The sequence below is a fragment of the Natrarchaeobaculum sulfurireducens genome, assembly GCF_003430825.1.
Classification (GTDB): Archaea; Halobacteriota; Halobacteria; order Halobacteriales; family Natrialbaceae; genus Natrarchaeobaculum; species Natrarchaeobaculum sulfurireducens.
In genome coordinates, this window is the sequence record NZ_CP024047.1 from 1,598,469 (window position 1) to 1,613,506 (window position 15,038).

16 protein-coding genes are annotated in these 15,038 nt (G+C 64.2%); 4 read left to right on the forward strand and 12 right to left on the reverse strand.

Annotation, left to right across the window (positions count from 1 at the left end):
- Positions 1-47: 47 nt before the first annotated feature.
- The 6 genes from AArc1_RS09135 to AArc1_RS09160 form a co-directional block, all read right to left on the reverse strand.
- The gene (locus AArc1_RS09135; RefSeq protein WP_117364081.1) at positions 48-281 is read right to left on the reverse strand and encodes a hypothetical protein; all 234 of its coding nucleotides are present in this window, start codon (positions 279-281) and stop codon (positions 48-50) included.
- A 93-nt stretch (positions 282-374) separates the two neighbouring features.
- Positions 375-686: a ferredoxin family protein gene (locus tag AArc1_RS09140; RefSeq protein ID WP_117364082.1), complete on the reverse strand. Its 312-nt coding sequence runs from the start codon at positions 684-686 to the stop codon at positions 375-377.
- A gap of 1 nt (position 687) precedes the next feature.
- Entirely contained in the window at positions 688-2,043 is a 1,356-nt protein-coding gene (locus AArc1_RS09145) for an FAD-dependent oxidoreductase (protein WP_117364083.1), read from the reverse strand.
- Positions 2,040-3,065 (reverse strand): electron transfer flavoprotein subunit alpha/FixB family protein, encoded by a 1,026-nt coding sequence (locus AArc1_RS09150; protein WP_117364084.1) that lies wholly within the window; start codon positions 3,063-3,065, stop codon positions 2,040-2,042. The genes AArc1_RS09145 and AArc1_RS09150 overlap by 4 nt, the downstream gene beginning before the upstream one ends.
- On the reverse strand, positions 3,062-3,838 hold the full coding sequence (locus tag AArc1_RS09155) for an electron transfer flavoprotein subunit beta/FixA family protein (protein WP_117364085.1): 777 nt from the start codon (positions 3,836-3,838) through the stop codon (positions 3,062-3,064). The genes AArc1_RS09150 and AArc1_RS09155 overlap by 4 nt, the downstream gene beginning before the upstream one ends.
- A gap of 147 nt (positions 3,839-3,985) precedes the next feature.
- The gene (locus AArc1_RS09160; RefSeq protein ID WP_117364086.1) at positions 3,986-5,011 is read right to left on the reverse strand and encodes a P-loop NTPase; all 1,026 of its coding nucleotides are present in this window, start codon (positions 5,009-5,011) and stop codon (positions 3,986-3,988) included.
- Positions 5,012-5,178: 167 nt separating this feature from the next.
- Between AArc1_RS09160 and AArc1_RS09165 the strand changes: the two genes are divergently transcribed.
- Together AArc1_RS09165 and AArc1_RS09170 are read left to right on the forward strand one after the other, a co-directional pair.
- A complete protein-coding gene (locus tag AArc1_RS09165) occupies positions 5,179-5,799 on the forward strand; it encodes a helix-turn-helix domain-containing protein (RefSeq protein WP_117364087.1) in 621 nt (206 codons plus the stop codon).
- 88 nt (positions 5,800-5,887) lie between these two features.
- Positions 5,888-6,280, forward strand: a complete 393-nt coding sequence (locus AArc1_RS09170; RefSeq protein WP_117364088.1) for a hypothetical protein — start codon at positions 5,888-5,890, stop codon at positions 6,278-6,280.
- A 61-nt stretch (positions 6,281-6,341) separates the two neighbouring features.
- Here AArc1_RS09170 and AArc1_RS19620 read toward each other — a convergent pair whose 3' ends face one another.
- From AArc1_RS19620 to AArc1_RS09185, 3 genes are all read right to left on the reverse strand, one after another.
- Positions 6,342-6,719 carry a helix-turn-helix domain-containing protein gene (locus AArc1_RS19620; RefSeq protein ID WP_117364089.1) on the reverse strand — a complete coding sequence of 126 codons (378 nt, stop codon included), beginning with the start codon at positions 6,717-6,719 and terminating at the stop codon, positions 6,342-6,344.
- 210 nt (positions 6,720-6,929) lie between these two features.
- Positions 6,930-7,793, reverse strand: coding sequence for a 2-oxoacid:ferredoxin oxidoreductase subunit beta (locus AArc1_RS09180; RefSeq protein ID WP_117364090.1), 864 nt, complete (start codon positions 7,791-7,793; stop codon positions 6,930-6,932).
- Entirely contained in the window at positions 7,790-9,547 is a 1,758-nt protein-coding gene (locus AArc1_RS09185; RefSeq protein WP_117364091.1) for a 2-oxoacid:acceptor oxidoreductase subunit alpha, read from the reverse strand. Before AArc1_RS09185 ends, AArc1_RS09180 begins: the two co-directional genes overlap by 4 nt.
- A gap of 401 nt (positions 9,548-9,948) precedes the next feature.
- Here AArc1_RS09185 and AArc1_RS09190 point away from each other — a divergent pair, with 401 nt between their 5' ends.
- Together AArc1_RS09190 and phoU are read left to right on the forward strand one after the other, a co-directional pair.
- A complete protein-coding gene (locus AArc1_RS09190) occupies positions 9,949-10,587 on the forward strand; it encodes an FAD-dependent oxidoreductase (protein ID WP_117364092.1) in 639 nt (212 codons plus the stop codon).
- 102 nt (positions 10,588-10,689) lie between these two features.
- Positions 10,690-11,361 carry a phosphate signaling complex protein PhoU gene (phoU, locus tag AArc1_RS09195; RefSeq protein WP_117364093.1) on the forward strand — a complete coding sequence of 224 codons (672 nt, stop codon included), beginning with the start codon at positions 10,690-10,692 and terminating at the stop codon, positions 11,359-11,361.
- Between the two features lie 53 nt (positions 11,362-11,414).
- Here phoU and AArc1_RS09200 read toward each other — a convergent pair whose 3' ends face one another.
- From AArc1_RS09200 to AArc1_RS09210, 3 genes are read right to left on the reverse strand one after another with little or no spacing between them, the layout of a single operon-like run.
- Positions 11,415-11,786 carry a hypothetical protein gene (locus AArc1_RS09200; RefSeq protein WP_117364094.1) on the reverse strand — a complete coding sequence of 124 codons (372 nt, stop codon included), beginning with the start codon at positions 11,784-11,786 and terminating at the stop codon, positions 11,415-11,417.
- Between the two features lies 1 nt (position 11,787).
- On the reverse strand, positions 11,788-13,485 hold the full coding sequence (locus tag AArc1_RS09205) for an FAD-dependent monooxygenase (protein WP_117364095.1): 1,698 nt from the start codon (positions 13,483-13,485) through the stop codon (positions 11,788-11,790).
- Complete coding sequence (locus AArc1_RS09210) at positions 13,482-15,038, reverse strand: electron transfer flavoprotein subunit alpha/FixB family protein (RefSeq protein ID WP_117364096.1); 1,557 nt, start codon at positions 15,036-15,038, stop codon at positions 13,482-13,484. The genes AArc1_RS09205 and AArc1_RS09210 overlap by 4 nt, the downstream gene beginning before the upstream one ends.

The window sequence follows — 15,038 nt, forward strand, 5'->3', positions numbered from 1 at the left end:
AGACGCCGGTTATCGACTGACTCGGCACCGACCGACTCGGTCGTCGCTCAGCCTTCAGCTTCGACGATGCGGGTGGTTCCGTTGTTCGGGTCGATATGGACCCGCCATGACGATTCCGCACAGGTCGCGGGGACGATCCACGTCGCCCGCGTTCGGTGGGGCATCGATGTGACGACTGAGTCGCAGCCAGCAGCGTCGAGTGCGTCGTAGGCCGCGACGGCGGCTTCCTCTTTTGTCGCGATACGATCTCGGGTCGGGGTCGTGGTGAGTCGGTCGGACATTGGTCTGGCTCCACATTCGTGTTTGTTTTTCTCACCCATGAAACGGGTCGTCCGTTCCCGGCGGTTGAGAACGACTGCGACGAGTGCAGGTCGTTACCCGTGTTTGAACGTTACTCCAGCACCCGTCTCGGGGTACGTCCAGACGACGTTGTCGTGCGAGCAGGCGTACCGACAGCTCGAGCACTCGAGGCAGTTCTCGTAGGCGATGTGCGGGACGCCTTCTTCGCTCTCACGCCAGACGTTGGCCGGACAGACCCGGACGCAGTCGTAGCTATCACACTGCATACATATGTCAGACACCTTCACGTCGAGGTGTGAGTCGCCGGGGTCGTTGTACTTGACAGTGTAGAGGCGATCCTCCATCGAGTCGTTGTCGACCTGTGGGGTCTTGGGTTGAGCACTCATCTCAGGTCACCACCTTTCGGTACCGCAGCGCCAGTTTCGCCGCACCGGTCCAGCCACCGACGGCGTCGAGAACCGCTCGCTTGGCGTTCTCGGCGTGGGCCTCCTTCGGCGTTCGATCCATCCGGAAGTACTCCGTACCGGCGTCGGCGAACGCCCGCGGGAGGTCCTCGAACAGCAGGTCGCGGTCGGCTTCGACGGCGTCCATCATCCAGGCGTAGCGTTCTAAGTTCTGGACGACGAACGATCGCTCGAGTGCGTCGGGGTATGCCTGCAGTGCATCCGCACCGACGCGGCCCTGATCGGCCGCCCGTGCGATCGCGTTGCCGGCGTGGTAGCCGCTCTCGACGGCCATGTTCGTCCCCTCGAGATGAACGCCGTTGTTGAGCACCAGTCCGGCCGCGTCGCCGACGATGGCCGCGCCGTCGTGGACGAGGTCGGGGATGCTCTCGGCACCACCCTCGGGGATTGTCTTTGCGCTGTACTCGACGGTCCGAGCGTCGCGTACGAGCGGCGCGACCGCCGGGTGAGACTTGAACGCGTTCAGCGTCTCTTCGGGCGATTGGTCGGCCGCGACGGCGTCTTCGATCCGGTAGGCGACGCCAACGCTGATCGTGTCGTCGTTCGTGTAGATGAACCCGCCGCCGAAGGCGTCGCCGACGGCTCCCTCGCCGAAGTAGTGATAGGAGACGCCCGCGTCGTCGGTCAGCCGGAACCGATCTTCGATGACCGCATCACGCTGTGGGAACTCGAGCACCTCTTTGACGCCGACTGCGACGTTCTCGCGGTTCTCGGTCGCTTTGAGGTCCGCACTCTCGCTGACCAGCGAGTTGCCACCCTCGGCGAGGACGACGTACGGCGCGCGGATCGTCCCGTCGGGACGGTCGGTCTCGACGCCGACGATCCGGCCGTTCTCCCTGACGAGTCCGGTGACGGTCGTCGAGGTCACGAGCGTCGTCCCCTCTTCGACGGCCTGTTCGGCGAACCACTCGTCGAACTCCCCGCGCAAGACGGTGTAGGAGTCGTTGTGTGGCTCTTCGTGCCACTCACCAGGGCTAATCGAGACGGCAGTCTCGTCGCTCTTGCTCAGCATGCCGAACCGGCGTTCGGCGACGTAGCGCTCGAGTGGCGCGCCGTCGAAGTCGGTCAGTTCACGGATCGTCGGCGTATAGCACACCCCACCGAAGACGTTCTTGGCTCCGGGTGAGGAGCCGCGTTCGATCATCAGTACCTCGAGTCCACGGTTGGCCATCGTCAGCGCGGCTGCACTACCTGCCAGTCCCGCACCGACGACGATCGCGTCGAACTCGTCGTCGTAGTTCGGCTCGGCGACAGCGTCGCCGTCGAGTTGCGGTGTCATTGTACCACCTCCTGAAGGTCGCCCTCGAGCCGGTCGGCGAGGTCGGGACAGACCTCGAAGAGGTCGCCCACGATGCCGTAGTCGGCGTGCTCGAAGATCGGTGCGTTCGGATCGTTGTTGATCGCGATGACAGTGCCACTCTTGTTCATCCCCTCGAGGTGCTGGATCGCGCCGCTGATCCCGACGGCGACGTAAAGGTCCGGCCGGACGGTCTTGCCCGTCTGGCCGACCTGTCGTGCGCCATCGATCCAGCCCTCGTCGACCGCTGCACGGCTCGCTGCGAGTTCGGCGTCGAGCGCCTCGGCGAGTTCGCGGGCCGGCTCGAGGTCGCCTTCGACCCCGTGACCGACGGCGACGATTCGCTCGGCCTCGGTGATGTCTGCAGTGTCACCGACCTCGCGCTCGAGTACCTCGCTGATACAGTCGGCTTCCTCGACGACGACGTCGGCCTCGACGATCTCGCCGTCGGCCTCGTCGGTCGGCTCGGCCGCCTCGAAGACGCCGGGCCTGATCGTCGCCATCTGCGGCCGGTGTTCCTCACAGAGGATCGTCGCGAGGACGTCGCCGCCGAACGCCGGACGACGGGCCTGCAAGAGGCCGTCGTCGTCGACGTCGATCTCGGTTACGTCGGCGGTCAGTCCGGCGTGGGCCGGCACCGCAACGCGACCGGCGAAGTCGCGGCCGGTGTGGGTGCCGCCGATCAGGGCGATCGAGGGTTTGTACGCTTCGACCATCGCCCGGAACTGTTCGCCGTACGGGTCGGCCCGGTAGGGTTCGAAGACCGGATCGTCGGCGACCAGCACGCGGTCTGCCCCGCGAGCCAGCGCCTCCTCGGCGATCTCGTCGACGTCCTCGCCGATCACCAGCGCGACCAGCTCGTCGCCAAGCTTCTCGGCAAGTGTTCGACCCTCCTCTAGCAGTTCCCAGGAGACGGGCATCACCTCGCCTGCGTGTTCTTCGATGAATACCCAGACGTCGTCGTACTCGTCGACGTCGATCCCGGACCCGTTATCGTCGCTCATGCGTTCACCTCCGTCAGTACCTCGGCGAGATCGTCGATGTCGTCGACCACCTCGCCTCTGCGGTCGACCGGATCGACCGTCTCCATCCCGCCGACGGACGTCGGCGAGACGTCGAGTCCGACCTCCTCTTTGATCTCGAGGTCCTCGGCCGTCCACTGGGTCGGCTCGAAGTCGTTCTCCGCGTAGATCTTTCGGTGTAAGCCGGCAGGCCGCGTATCGAACTCGCCGTAGGCCACCGCGACCACGACCGGCAGGTCGGCCGCGACGAGTTCGTGACCGCCCTCGACGTCGCGTCTGGCGGCGAGTCTGTCCTCCTCGGGCCGAGCGTCGACGCCTTCGACGTAGGTGAGTTGCGCCCAGCCGTTGTGGGCTGCGATCCCCGGCGGAACCTGCCCCGTCGAGGAGTCGGTCGTCTCTTCGCCACAGACAACCACGTCAGCCTCGAGCGCCTCGGCCGTCCGCGCGAGCGTCAGACTCGTCGGCCAGGTGTCGCTGCCGGCGAACGCGCGGTCGGTGACCAAGACGGCGTCGTCACAGCCCATCGCGACCGCTTGCTCGAGCACGGTTTTGGCGTTCGGCGGCCCCATCGTGACCGCGATCACCTCGCCACCGACCTGGTCCCGGATGGTCAACGCGGCCTCCAGGGCGTCCCGGTCGGGCGGGTTCATCACCGCCGGCGCGCTCGCACGGTCGAGCCGACCGGTGTCGGGGTCGATGCCGACTTCGTCGTCGTCGGGTACCTGTTTGACCCCGACGGCAATCGTCCATGACATGTAATCACCACGGCTGGAGATAGTACGGCCAAGAAGTGATCAATCGTGACTGTTCCTGTTCCGTGGGAACAACATCCACGTGTTAAGCCAAATATAACGTATGTATATTAACGTCCGACGTTCGACGGGAAATCAACCACCAGCCGATCAGACACACTGGCTCGTCGCGGCTGACTCGCGGTTGACGACGCCCACACGATCGATGATCGCCGCCGCGAGACGGCCGAACGGTCCTTCGACGGTCGCCGGCACCCTGGGGCGGGAACCGTCGGGGGGAGCGTCCTCGGTCGCCGCCGCGAACGGCGCGACGTCGAGCGGTACCGTGCCAAGGATCGGTGGCTCGAGGTCGGAGCCGTCTGCCGGGAAGTCCGAGACCGACTCGTCCGCTTCGGTCTGGGTTTCGACGGTTCGGAGGACGCCCAGCACTGTCGCGCCGATTTCAGCGAGCTGTTGAACCCCCGATCTGACAGCCGACGGATCGGCGTCGGACGGAGCGACGGCGACGGTACCGTCGGATGGCACCGCATCGAGTACGATTCGCGTCATCGACTCGGCCGCCACCGGCAGTGCCACGAGCAGGTAATCGAGCGAGCCCCACTCGAGGCCATCGAGCAACTGGGGGAGCGCGAGTTCGAAGACAGCGTCGGCCATCGGAGCCGTCTCCCGACCGGGGAGTCGGTCGCCGAGGGCCACCGTCTGGACCCCGCGGAACTCGGTCGGCGTGATCGGGTCACTCGAGAGCGTCGGCGGGTCGACGGCATCGAGCCACGTCTTCGTCGTGCGTTCGACGCCGGTGGCGAGGTCGAGTACGCCAACCCGTGCACCGACCACCGAGAGCGCCCTGGCCAGATTCGCCGTGACGACGACCGAGCCAGCAGCAGCCTCGAGCGCCCCGATCGAGACCACGTTCTTGATCCCCGGAAAGACGCTCCGGCCAGCGTCGACGTCGGCGTAGAGTCTGGGCTCGAGGCCCATTCCTCGACAGAGCGCACGCACCTCATCACACATCTGCCACTCCGTCGGCGAGAGCGGGGCGTTGAACGCGAGCGAGACGATCGCGACGTCGTCGTCGACCCGGACGTCCGTGATCAGCCCCAGCGAGACGAGGTCACCCTCGAGTTCGGGGTCCGTGACGGTACTGAGTCGCTCCCGTAGTTGCGTTTCCGTGCGCATCGTATCACTGGAAGCCGCGTTCCGTCGTCGGATGGTTTACTAGAGTCTGCGAAAGACTATCGACACCATTCCCGCGACGTGAAAGACGGCGTGAACATGTTCTAGTTCTCTCGCTGTGTAGGAATGAGGCACCCGTTATACGCCGACGGAATCCCCAAGTTCCTCACATGGCCGTCGACTCAGCGGACGCGGTGACCGACGAGACGGAGACGACACCGCTGCGGGCGACGCTCGAGGTCGAACCGCCACCGGACACGGCGTGCGTGGTCATTGGCGAATCGCTCAATGCCGTTTCGGTCACTCGGAGCTGCTCGGGCGAGACCTGTCACAGCGAAGTCACCGTTGTCGAAGACGGAGTCTTCCGGCAGACCTACGTCAGCGGCGACCGGACGCCGGCCTGTGTCTGTCGAACGATCGGTCAGTTCGATTGCGCCTTCGACATCGAGACCGTCAGCGACGGTGCGCTCGTGATCAGACTTATCGTCCCGGATCGGTCACAGCTCAGTCAAATCGTCAGTGAGCTACAAAGAACCGGTGCCACGGTTCGTCTGAATCGACTCTCACGTCATGGTGAACACGACGACGTAACGATCGAGGTCGACGCGACGGACGTAACGGAAAAACAACGCGAAGCCGTCGAACTTGCGGTGGAGTTGGGCTACTACGACCGACCGCGCGAAGCGACACTGTCGGACCTCGCCGAAGCGCTCGGAATCTCACGCTCAGCCGTCTCCCAGCGACTCACTGCAGTCGAGTTGACGTTGATCGACTCGTTCGTCGATCGGTAGTGAACCGACCGACTCGGAAACCTCGACAACTTAAACCCGTGTAGTATTGAGCTAAAGACCCATCGACGCCTTCACCGTCGGTACGCCTATGACCCACGGGTCCTCTTCAGGCGGCGGTGACCGGTCTCGGATCGAACGCCGTTCGAACCGACCCGAAACCGACGAGCCTCGCTGGCGCTACGAACTCAAGTACGAACTCGACCACGGACTCGTTGACCACCGGCCCGAGCACGAAGCCTGGCTCTTCGAGTGGGCGCTCGAGTTCCACGACGTTGGCGGCATCTCCGAGCTGTGTATCTCTCGAAGGGAGGACGAGCGATCGACGACAACAACGATAACCATCGAGCGCAGCAGTTCGGATGCGCTGCTCGAGACGGACGGGGTCGCGGAACTTTTCGAGCGGCTACTCAGGTGGGTCGGAGACGTCGACTTGCGATCGGAACCGGCGGCGAACGCCGGCCACACGCCGATCGACAGCTGACAGCACAGAAGCGACTCGAAGGGAGTCCAACCGAGCACGCAGAACTCCCAGAGCCACCGTCTCAAGGCTCGTCGACCCACTGCTGGTTCGCATGCATGACCGACTCGATGAGCGTGGCCTCGGCACCCCGAAGCCGCTGGGAGACCGCCGACTTCGAGATATCGAGTTCCGCTGCGAGCGTCGAAAGGTCCGTCTCCCGTGGCGTCTCGTAGTAGCCACGCTGGTAGGCCAACTCGAGTGCCTGCCACTGTTTTGCCGTCAGATCGTCGACAGTAAGCTGGACCGGCGATCGAGTAGGGTTGTTCACCATGACCGTCTCCGAGTGAACCGTCGCGTCGACATCTTTCAGGCAGGCCAGTACCTCGTGGGCCGACTCGATTTCGGAGACCACCATGGAGATCCTGAGTCGGTCGACGGCGTCGTCTGTCGGTGTCGTCATAGTTCGTCTCTGGGTTGTGCAACGACGTCACCGGCGACGTCGCGCGTCTACCATGTGGTGGGACGCCACACCCTTTCGGTGTCGTGCTGAACATTGCAGTCGTTCAAAACCGCTCGAGTAACGTGGCGATGGTCTCGGTGCCCGTCAGTAGTGGACTCGAACCGTCGACGGTGAGAACAGAACTGCCGCAGTGAAAGCCGAGCGCGGTGCTCAGTAGAACTCGCGGACGAGGTCCATCGCGTCCTCGGGAGCGCCGTCGGGGATCTCGGACATGTCCTCGGTGACGCCGTGTTGTTCGTGGTACGGCACGGAGTTTTCGTCCTGGTACATCACGCCCTGATACTCCTTGTCGCTGTCGAGGATGACTTCCTTTGCGGCCTCGTAATCCGATGGATCGTGGCCCGCTTCCTCGAGGTCGACGAGGTTGTCGCGGAAGTAGTCGTAGGTGTCGACGTCGTTGAACGTGACACAGGGGCTGAAGACGTTGACGAAGCCGAAGCCGTCGTGTTCGATGGCCTGCTGGACGATCTCCTGGTGGCGCAGCGCGTCGGAGGCAAAGGACTGGGCGATAAAGGAGGCACCGGAGGCGAGTGCAAGCGCAAGCGGGTTGACCGGCGGCTGTTTCGGTCCTTCGGGCGTCGTCGAGGTCTCGAAGTCGGACCGCGAGGTCGGCGAAGCCTGACCTTTCGTCAGCCCGTAGATGCGGTTGTCCATGACGATGTAGGACATGTCGACGTTTCGGCGAACGGCGTGGACGAAGTGACCGGCACCGATCGAGTAGCCGTCACCGTCGCCACCGGCGACCATGACCTCGATATCGGGACGGGCCATCTTGACGCCGGTGCCGACGGGGAGTGCACGGCCGTGGACCCCGTGGAGGGCGTAGCTATGCATGTAGGTCCCGATCTTGCCGGAACAACCGATTCCGGCGACAACGAACGTGTTATCGGGGTCGTTGCCGGTCTCGGCGAGTGCTTTCATCATGCCGTTCATCGTCCCGAAGTCGCCGCATCCGGGACACCACGTCGGCTGCTTGTCGGATTTGAAGTCGGTGAATCGAACGTCGGAGCTCATTTGGCTGGTACCTCTGCTGCGAGTTGGTCGGTGATCTCTTCGGCCAGTTCGTCCGCCTTGAAGCGGACGCCCGTGTATTTGTTAATGCGCTTGACACGGGTAAGCGTGTCGTGCTCGATGAGGTCGGCGAACTGACCCGTCGCGTTACACTCGACGACGATCACGTCGTCGGCCGCCTCGACCTCGTCGGTCAGGTCCGGCCGTGGGAAGATGTACGGCACCGAGATGACGCGAATGTCAGTACCCTCTTCCTCGAGGTAGCCGAGCGCCTCGACGAGAGCACCTTCGTTCGATCCCCACGAGATGACGAGGTCGTCAGCGTCGGGGTTACCGAACTCGCGGTACTCCCAGTCTTCGCGCTCCTGGGCGGTCTCGACCTTACGGTAGCGTTTGTCGACCTGCCGGACGCGCTCGTCCTGGGCTTCGGTTCGCCGGCCGAGTTCGTCGTGCTCGAGGCCGGTAGACATGTGTGCGCCGTCGGTCGTCCCGGGGATCGCACGCGGGCTGACGCCGTCGTCGGTGACAGCGTGGGCGCGGAACCGCCCCTGCTCGTCGAGCCACTCGTCGATGGTGTCGTCGTCGACGAGTTTTCCGCGGTCGATCTCGACTGCGTCCATGTCGAACGCCTCCGGCGGGAACGTCTGTTCGGTCACCGACATCGCGAGGTCGGAGACCAGGAACACCGGCGTCTGGTACTTCTCGGCTAAGTTGAACGCCTCGATGGTCTTCCAGAAACACTCGGTGATCGAGGTGGGAGCAACGACGAATCGCGGGACCTCGCCGTGGCCACCGTAAAGCGCCATGTTGAGGTCGCCCTGTTCTTGCTTCGTCGGCATTCCCGTCGACGGGCCGGATCGCTGGACGTCACAGATGACCATCGGCGTCTCGCTGGTGGCAACGAGGCCGAACGTCTCGGTCATCAGGTCGATCCCGGCACCCGACGTTGCCGTCATCGATCGCGCGCCGGCTCGAGCGCCACCGAGGGCCATGTTGATCGCCGACAGTTCGTCCTCGGCCTGGACGACGTGGCCGCCGTACTCTTCGATACGGCCCGTCAGGTACTCCATGATCGTCGTCGCGGGCGTGATCGGATAGCCAGCGTAGAAGCGACAGCCAGCAGCCAGCGCACCCATCCCGATCGCCTCGTTCCCGTTGAGCAGGACGTAGTCGTTGTCCGTCGTCTCGAGGTCGTACCCGAGGTGATCTAAGTCGTAGTTCTCCTCGACGTACTCCTCACCGAGTCGGGCTGCCTTCTTGTTGTTCTCGACGATCTTCGAGCCTTTGCCGCCAAAGCGCTTCTCGAGGGCTTCGTCTAAGTACTCGACGTCGAAGTTCGCGATAGCACAGGCCGCACCGAGCGCGACGACGTTGCGCATGATGGCGCCACCGGCGTCTTCGGCCAGCGACTTCAGCGGGACGTCGACCGCGGTCATCTCGTCGGGGATTTCGGCTTCCCAGGAGCGTTCGCCGTCGTAGATGATGGCGCTACCCTCGTGGAGCTCGTCCAAGTTCTCGTCGATCGTCCGCTGGGTCAGCGCGACGAGAACGTCGAGTCTGTCGACGACGCTCTGGATGTCGTCGACGGACGTGCGAATCTTGTACGCGGTGTACCCCCCACGGATTCGCGATGCGAAGTCTTTCGACGTGTATACGTGCCGTCCGGCTCTGGATAGTGCCTGAGCGAAGATTTTCCCGGTGGAGTCGATCCCGTCTCCGGCCTCGCCTCCGATCGCCCAGTTGAGGTCCTCAGCCATGTTAGGCCGAACCTTGCTCCCCACAAATGAAAAGGCTTCTGAAACCCTTACCGACCGACCCACTCGAGCGAATTGTTAACACGCTTAGAGGTAAACAACCAGGCCAGATCCAGGGAGAGGTAGCTCGATCATCGGGTGTCCGCTGTCAGCGGTTCGTCGCCCATAGTAACAACTGCAACGAGTTGTACACTGATCGCCGATCAGTCTGGCGAGCAGATGCGCACTGACGTGCAGTGGCTCCGATAGCTATCTCGGCTCGGCGAGCAACTTCAGGCGCACGATGACTCACACTATTACGGATACGATAACGACCCACCATGACTCGAGGTCTCATACAACTACCGCTGGGGTCGAACCGCGCGAACGAAATCACTTTTCGGCCAGCGACCCAACCCACCGATATGGAAGGAACTCCCGTGACTGTCGACGACGTACGCGAAGTCGGGTCGGACACCGTTGCACTCGAGCTCGAGACACCCAACGATTTCGATGCACTACCCGGCCAGTTCGTCCTGCTCCGTGCCGCCCCCGAGGGGGAGGAAGTCGCCCGTCATTACACGCTCTCGTCGCCTACGGTCGCCGAGACGTTCGAACTCACCGTCGGCATCGATCCCGATGGCGACCTCTCGCCGTGGCTCGCCGACCTCGAGGGCGGCGAAACCGTCCACATGGAAGGCCCCTTCGGCACGATCACCTACGAAGGCGACGGTGAGGTGGTCGCGATCGCTGGCGGCCCCGGCGTCGGTCCTGCGGTCTCGATCGCCGAAGCCGCCCAGGAGGCAGGTCACGACGCCGTCGTGATCTATCAGGACGACGACCCCGCACACGAAGATCGCCTCGAGGCACTCGAAGCGTCCGGCGTCGCCGTCTACGTGCTTGCAGCCGACGCCAACGACGAACTGGCCGACGCCATCGCGAGCCACGTCGACGACGGTCAGGTGTACGCGTTCGGCTTCGCCGACTTCGTGACGGGCGTCACCGAGACGATCGAAGACGCTGGTGGCGATCCCGACGACGCGTTGATCGAGAACTTCGGCTAACAGTCTCGCCTCGAGTTCTCAGCGCTGTTATACAACAGGGGACAGCCAACCAGTTCTGTACCGAGCACAAGTTATATTGGGACACGAACGGGTGGCTGCAGTATGGCTCGAAAATCCTATCAGGAACAACTTGCGGTTCTTCGCGAGGACATTCTCTACATGAGTGAGGTCGTTATGGAGCGACTTCGCATGGGACTCGACGCACTCGAGCAGAAAGACGAAGACCTAGCTCACGAGGTGATCACCGGCGACGGCGAGGTCAACCGGATGTATCTCGATCTCGAGCAGGAGTGTATCAACCTTCTGGCGCTCCAGCAACCGGTTGCCAGCGACCTGCGCTTTATCGCCTCTTCGTTCAAGATCATCACCGACCTAGAGCGGATCGGCGACCTCGCGGTCAACTTAGGTGAGTACACCCTGGAAGCCAAAGAAGACCTCTTCCCCGACGTCGACGTCCAGGAGATGGGTGAGTTGACTCTCGGGATGATCGACGACGCGATGACCGCCTACGATACCGAAGACGTCGAGGCCTGTCGCGAACTCGCGGTCCGCGACGACGACCTCGACCACTTCGCCGAGCGCGCAAGCGAAATCGTCGTCCGGGACCTGATCGAGCGCGAACTCGAGTCACCCGACGAAGTCGAACTGCTCTTACAGGACGTCTCGAGGCTTCTGTTGACGATTCGGGATCTCGAGCGCGTCGGCGATCACGCGGTCAACATCGCCGCGCGGACGCTGTACATGGTCGAAAACGACGACGAACTGATCTACTGACTCCACCCAGCGAGCCTACCAACACTCGAGCAAGCGGTCCACTGGGCGGGCGTCTACTCCTCGTTCCGCGCTGGCACGCCGGTCAACAGCTGTGCGACGTCGATGACGTTTCGCGTCTCGAGTAACAACTCGGCTGCCTCGCGCACGGTAAAGTCGGCCTCGAGGAAGACGCCGTGACAGCGGGCGTAACACTCGAGCCAGGCGTTCATCGCGTGCTCTATGGCCTCGAACTCCGCCTCGGAGAATCGAACGCGTCGGCCACCCGTTCGGCCCTCGATGTACCACCAGATGGCCTGGCCAGCCCCCTCGCAGAGGTACCGATCGGGGTCGTCACAGAGCGACGCGACGTCCTCACGCTCGAAGGCCGCCCGATCGCGTTCGGCCTGGCGCTCGAGCGCGGCGATTCGTGGCCCGTACCGGCTCACGCTAGCCCTCGCGGTACTCGACGCCCTTGCCGCCGCGGGGGTGTTCCCACGTCGTGTCGGCGACGACAGCGCAGGTGCCACACTCGACGCAGGGCTGGGTGTCGAGGCTCACAACGGTCTCTGCCGTGCCATTGCGTTTGACCTCCTCGGAGCGGTAACAGCCGCCGCCGAAGTCCTCCGCGCTGACCGGGCAGGCATAAACCGCCGCCCCGCTGGCTTCGGAGGATTCGTCCTCGAGGTCGATGTGCGGATTCCCGACGTCCGTATCGTAGGTGAGATCGCCGATGCGTTCTTCGAGCGTCGGCGGTTCGACCTCGTTGTCCCAGTAGATGGTCCGTCCCTGCGTCTCGCCGATGATCGTCGGGACGGTGACGTAGCCCGTCCGCGTATCTGGCAGCATCGACACCAGAAACGGTGAGTTGTACGCACGCTCGAGCACGCGGTTCGAGAGAGGATTCCCGAGCGCGAGCCGGCCCACGGGTGAGTCGAGTACGCGTTCGACGGCGTTGGTTACGGCGTCGCGCTCGCCGACGGTGCGCGAGAGTTCGTACCGTCGGGGTCGGAGTTTGTCCATCGTGCCTGACTCCTCGAGCATTCTGGCATACCGTCGTCCCGCGGCTTCTGGGTCGGCATTGCCCCGCGTGACGGCGAAGGCGTCGGCTGCGAGCGCGCCCGCGGTGACGGCGTGGTTCATCCCTTTGATGATCGGCCCCTGGGCCTGCATCTGGCCGGCGGCGTCGCCGACGAGGACGAGTCGGTCCTGATAGGGTTCTGGATGGGCGACTTTCTTCGAGTCGGGGACGAGTTTCGCGGCGTACTCGCGTTCGTCGTAGTCGTCACCGATCCAGGTCGCCATCATCGGGTGGGTGAGCAACGCGTCGAGCAACTGGTGTGGCTCGGCGCGCTCTTCGACCAGGCTATCCAGGTGGAAGACGGTCCCAATCGACAGCGAGTTCTCGTTGGTGTAGAGGAACCCGCCACCGCGGACGCCCTCGAAGAGATCGCCCGAGAACAGGTGAGCGACGCCCTCGTCGGGCTCGAGGTCGAACCGGTCGTCGATCACGTCCGGCTCCATGTCGACGACGGCCTTGACGCCCTGGAACCACTCTTCGGGCACCTCCCAGTCCATCAGCCCCGCGTCGCGGGCGAGTTCGGAGTTGACGCCGTCGGCGGCGACGATCAGATCCGCCTCGATGGGATCGAGCTCGTCGCAGGTCACGCCGATAATCTCGCCGCCTTCTCTGAGCAGCCCGTTCACCCGGACGTCCGTGAGCACGCCGCCGCCCGTCTCGCTGGCCTTCTCGTGGACCTGGGCCTCGAGCCAGGAGTCCATCCGCCGTCTGAGAACGGCGTCACACCACTCGGTGTCGTGCTCGTGGAGGTCGGTGAGGTCGTAGGTTTTGACGCTGTCGCCGGCGACGTTGTGGATCCGGTAGTCGGTGACGGGTCGCTCGGCAGCTTCCTCACGGAAGCCAGAGAAGAGGTCGTCGAGAGTGTACGGCGCCGACTCCTCGGCGTAGACGAGCCCGCCCGAGACGTTCTTCGAGCCCGCCTCGGTGCCACGTTCTAAGACGAGCGTCTCGATGCCATGGTCGGCCAGCCGGGCGGCGGCGGCCGCACCGCCGGGGCCGCAGCCGACGACGACGGCCTCGAAGTGCTCTCGGTCGTCGCTCGAGCCACCGGCGACGTCGGCGCTCATTCGTCACCACCTCCGCTCCCGTCAGCGATGGCCTCGGGAGCGAGGTCTCCCGCCCGGACCGCCTCCGTCAGCTGTGGGAGGACCTCGAAGAGGTCACCCTCGAGGAAGTAGTCGCTGAAGTCGTGGATACGGGCGCTCGGGTCGGTGTTGATCGCGACGATCGTGTCGGACTCGTCCATGCCGACTTTGTGCTGGACGGCCCCCGAGACTCCCGCAGCGATGTAGAGGTCCGGCGCGACGACCTGGCCCGTCTCGCCGATCTGACGTTCCTCTTTCGAGTACTCCTCGACGTGGCCCTCGAACTCGTAGGAGGACGTGACGATGCCGCGCGTGATGCCGAGATCGGCGTCCTCGAACGCGTCGACCAGCTCGAGGCCGAGTTCCATGCCCCGCGTCGGGTCGTCCGCGATGCCCCGGCCGAGACAGACGACCACCTCGTGACCGGTCAGATCGACGCCGGCCTCGAGCGTATCGTGTTCGGTGACCTCGACGCGGAACCAGTCGTCCTCGAGGTCCATGTCGTGTTCGATCACGAGCCCTTCGCGGCCGGGATCGGGCTCTGGAACGTCGAAGGTGCCCGGAATCACCGACGCCCCCTGCGGGTGGAAGTCCCGGTCTGGGTTGTCCAGACAGAGGATCGTCGAGTACTCGAAGCCCGAAAAATCCGGTCGCTTCATGTGCAACACGCGCTCGAAGGTGACCCGCTCGCCGGGTTCGCCGGTCTTCGCGGGGTTGGTGACCTCCTCTGGTTGGATGAACAGGTCCGAACAGTCCGAGGCGAGCCCGGAGTCGAGTTCGGCCTGGACGAGCGCCGAGAGGTCACGACCGTTGTTCGTCGCCGGGAACAGCGCGTACCGGGGCTCGTCGTACTCGCGCCAGTCAGTACTCTCGATCGTTCCCTGGCCGCGAGCCATGTGCGCCGCGATTTCGGTGTAGGGCTTGTGGAGGAACCGCTCGAGGCGGTCGTCCTCGTGGTAGACGGCTACGTCAGCGCCGTAGGCGATACACTCCTCCGCGAGACCCTCGACGTCGTCGCCCACGACGACCGCGACGACCCGCTCGTCACCGTACTCCTCGGCGTAGTCGTCCATCAACTCGCGGGCCTTTCCGAGCATCTCCTTCGAGACGTCGAGTAGCTCACCCTGCTGGGTCTCACAGAAGACCCACATATCTTCGTACTCGCCGTCCTCGAGCGCCCGAACGTGCTTTTTGTCTCGCGTGGGATGAGAGAGGCCATCGTCTTCCTCGCCTTCGTCCGTGTCGTCGCCCTCGGCCGCGTCTTCGTCCGTGTCGTCGTCGCCCTCGGCCGCGTCTTCGCCCTCGCCGTCTTCCGTCCCCGATCCGATCGTCTCCGCATCGCCGTCGGATTCTGCTTCCGCGTCCGTCGCGCCGATCGCCTCGAGCCGGCGCTGAATCGCCTCCTGGGCCGTCTGGCGGTTCTGGCCGGTCTGCTCGGCCTCGAGGACCGCCTGGAGTTCGGTCTCGTCGTCGATCGTCTCGAGTTCGTCGGTCAGTTCGTCGACCGTGTGCTCGTCCGGATCGATCTCGGTCAT

Bases quoted from the DNA above. Each gene is read 5' to 3' on its own strand.
- AArc1_RS09135 (WP_117364081.1), bottom strand. From the start codon at position 281: ATGTCCGACCGACTCACCACGACCCCGACCCGAGATCGTATCGCGACA.
- AArc1_RS09140 (WP_117364082.1), bottom strand. From the start codon at position 686: ATGAGTGCTCAACCCAAGACCCCACAGGTCGACAACGACTCGATGGAG.
- AArc1_RS09145 (WP_117364083.1), bottom strand. From the start codon at position 2,043: ATGACACCGCAACTCGACGGCGACGCTGTCGCCGAGCCGAACTACGAC.
- AArc1_RS09150 (WP_117364084.1), bottom strand. From the start codon at position 3,065: ATGAGCGACGATAACGGGTCCGGGATCGACGTCGACGAGTACGACGAC.
- AArc1_RS09155 (WP_117364085.1), bottom strand. From the start codon at position 3,838: ATGTCATGGACGATTGCCGTCGGGGTCAAACAGGTACCCGACGACGAC.
- AArc1_RS09160 (WP_117364086.1), bottom strand. From the start codon at position 5,011: ATGCGCACGGAAACGCAACTACGGGAGCGACTCAGTACCGTCACGGAC.
- AArc1_RS09165 (WP_117364087.1), top strand. From the start codon at position 5,179: ATGGCCGTCGACTCAGCGGACGCGGTGACCGACGAGACGGAGACGACA.
- AArc1_RS09170 (WP_117364088.1), top strand. From the start codon at position 5,888: ATGACCCACGGGTCCTCTTCAGGCGGCGGTGACCGGTCTCGGATCGAA.
- AArc1_RS19620 (WP_117364089.1), bottom strand. From the start codon at position 6,719: ATGACGACACCGACAGACGACGCCGTCGACCGACTCAGGATCTCCATG.
- AArc1_RS09180 (WP_117364090.1), bottom strand. From the start codon at position 7,793: ATGAGCTCCGACGTTCGATTCACCGACTTCAAATCCGACAAGCAGCCG.
- AArc1_RS09185 (WP_117364091.1), bottom strand. From the start codon at position 9,547: ATGGCTGAGGACCTCAACTGGGCGATCGGAGGCGAGGCCGGAGACGGG.
- AArc1_RS09190 (WP_117364092.1), top strand. From the start codon at position 9,949: ATGGAAGGAACTCCCGTGACTGTCGACGACGTACGCGAAGTCGGGTCG.
- phoU (WP_117364093.1), top strand. From the start codon at position 10,690: ATGGCTCGAAAATCCTATCAGGAACAACTTGCGGTTCTTCGCGAGGAC.
- AArc1_RS09205 (WP_117364095.1), bottom strand. From the start codon at position 13,485: ATGAGCGCCGACGTCGCCGGTGGCTCGAGCGACGACCGAGAGCACTTC.
- AArc1_RS09210 (WP_117364096.1), bottom strand. From the start codon at position 15,038: ATGACCGAGATCGATCCGGACGAGCACACGGTCGACGAACTGACCGAC.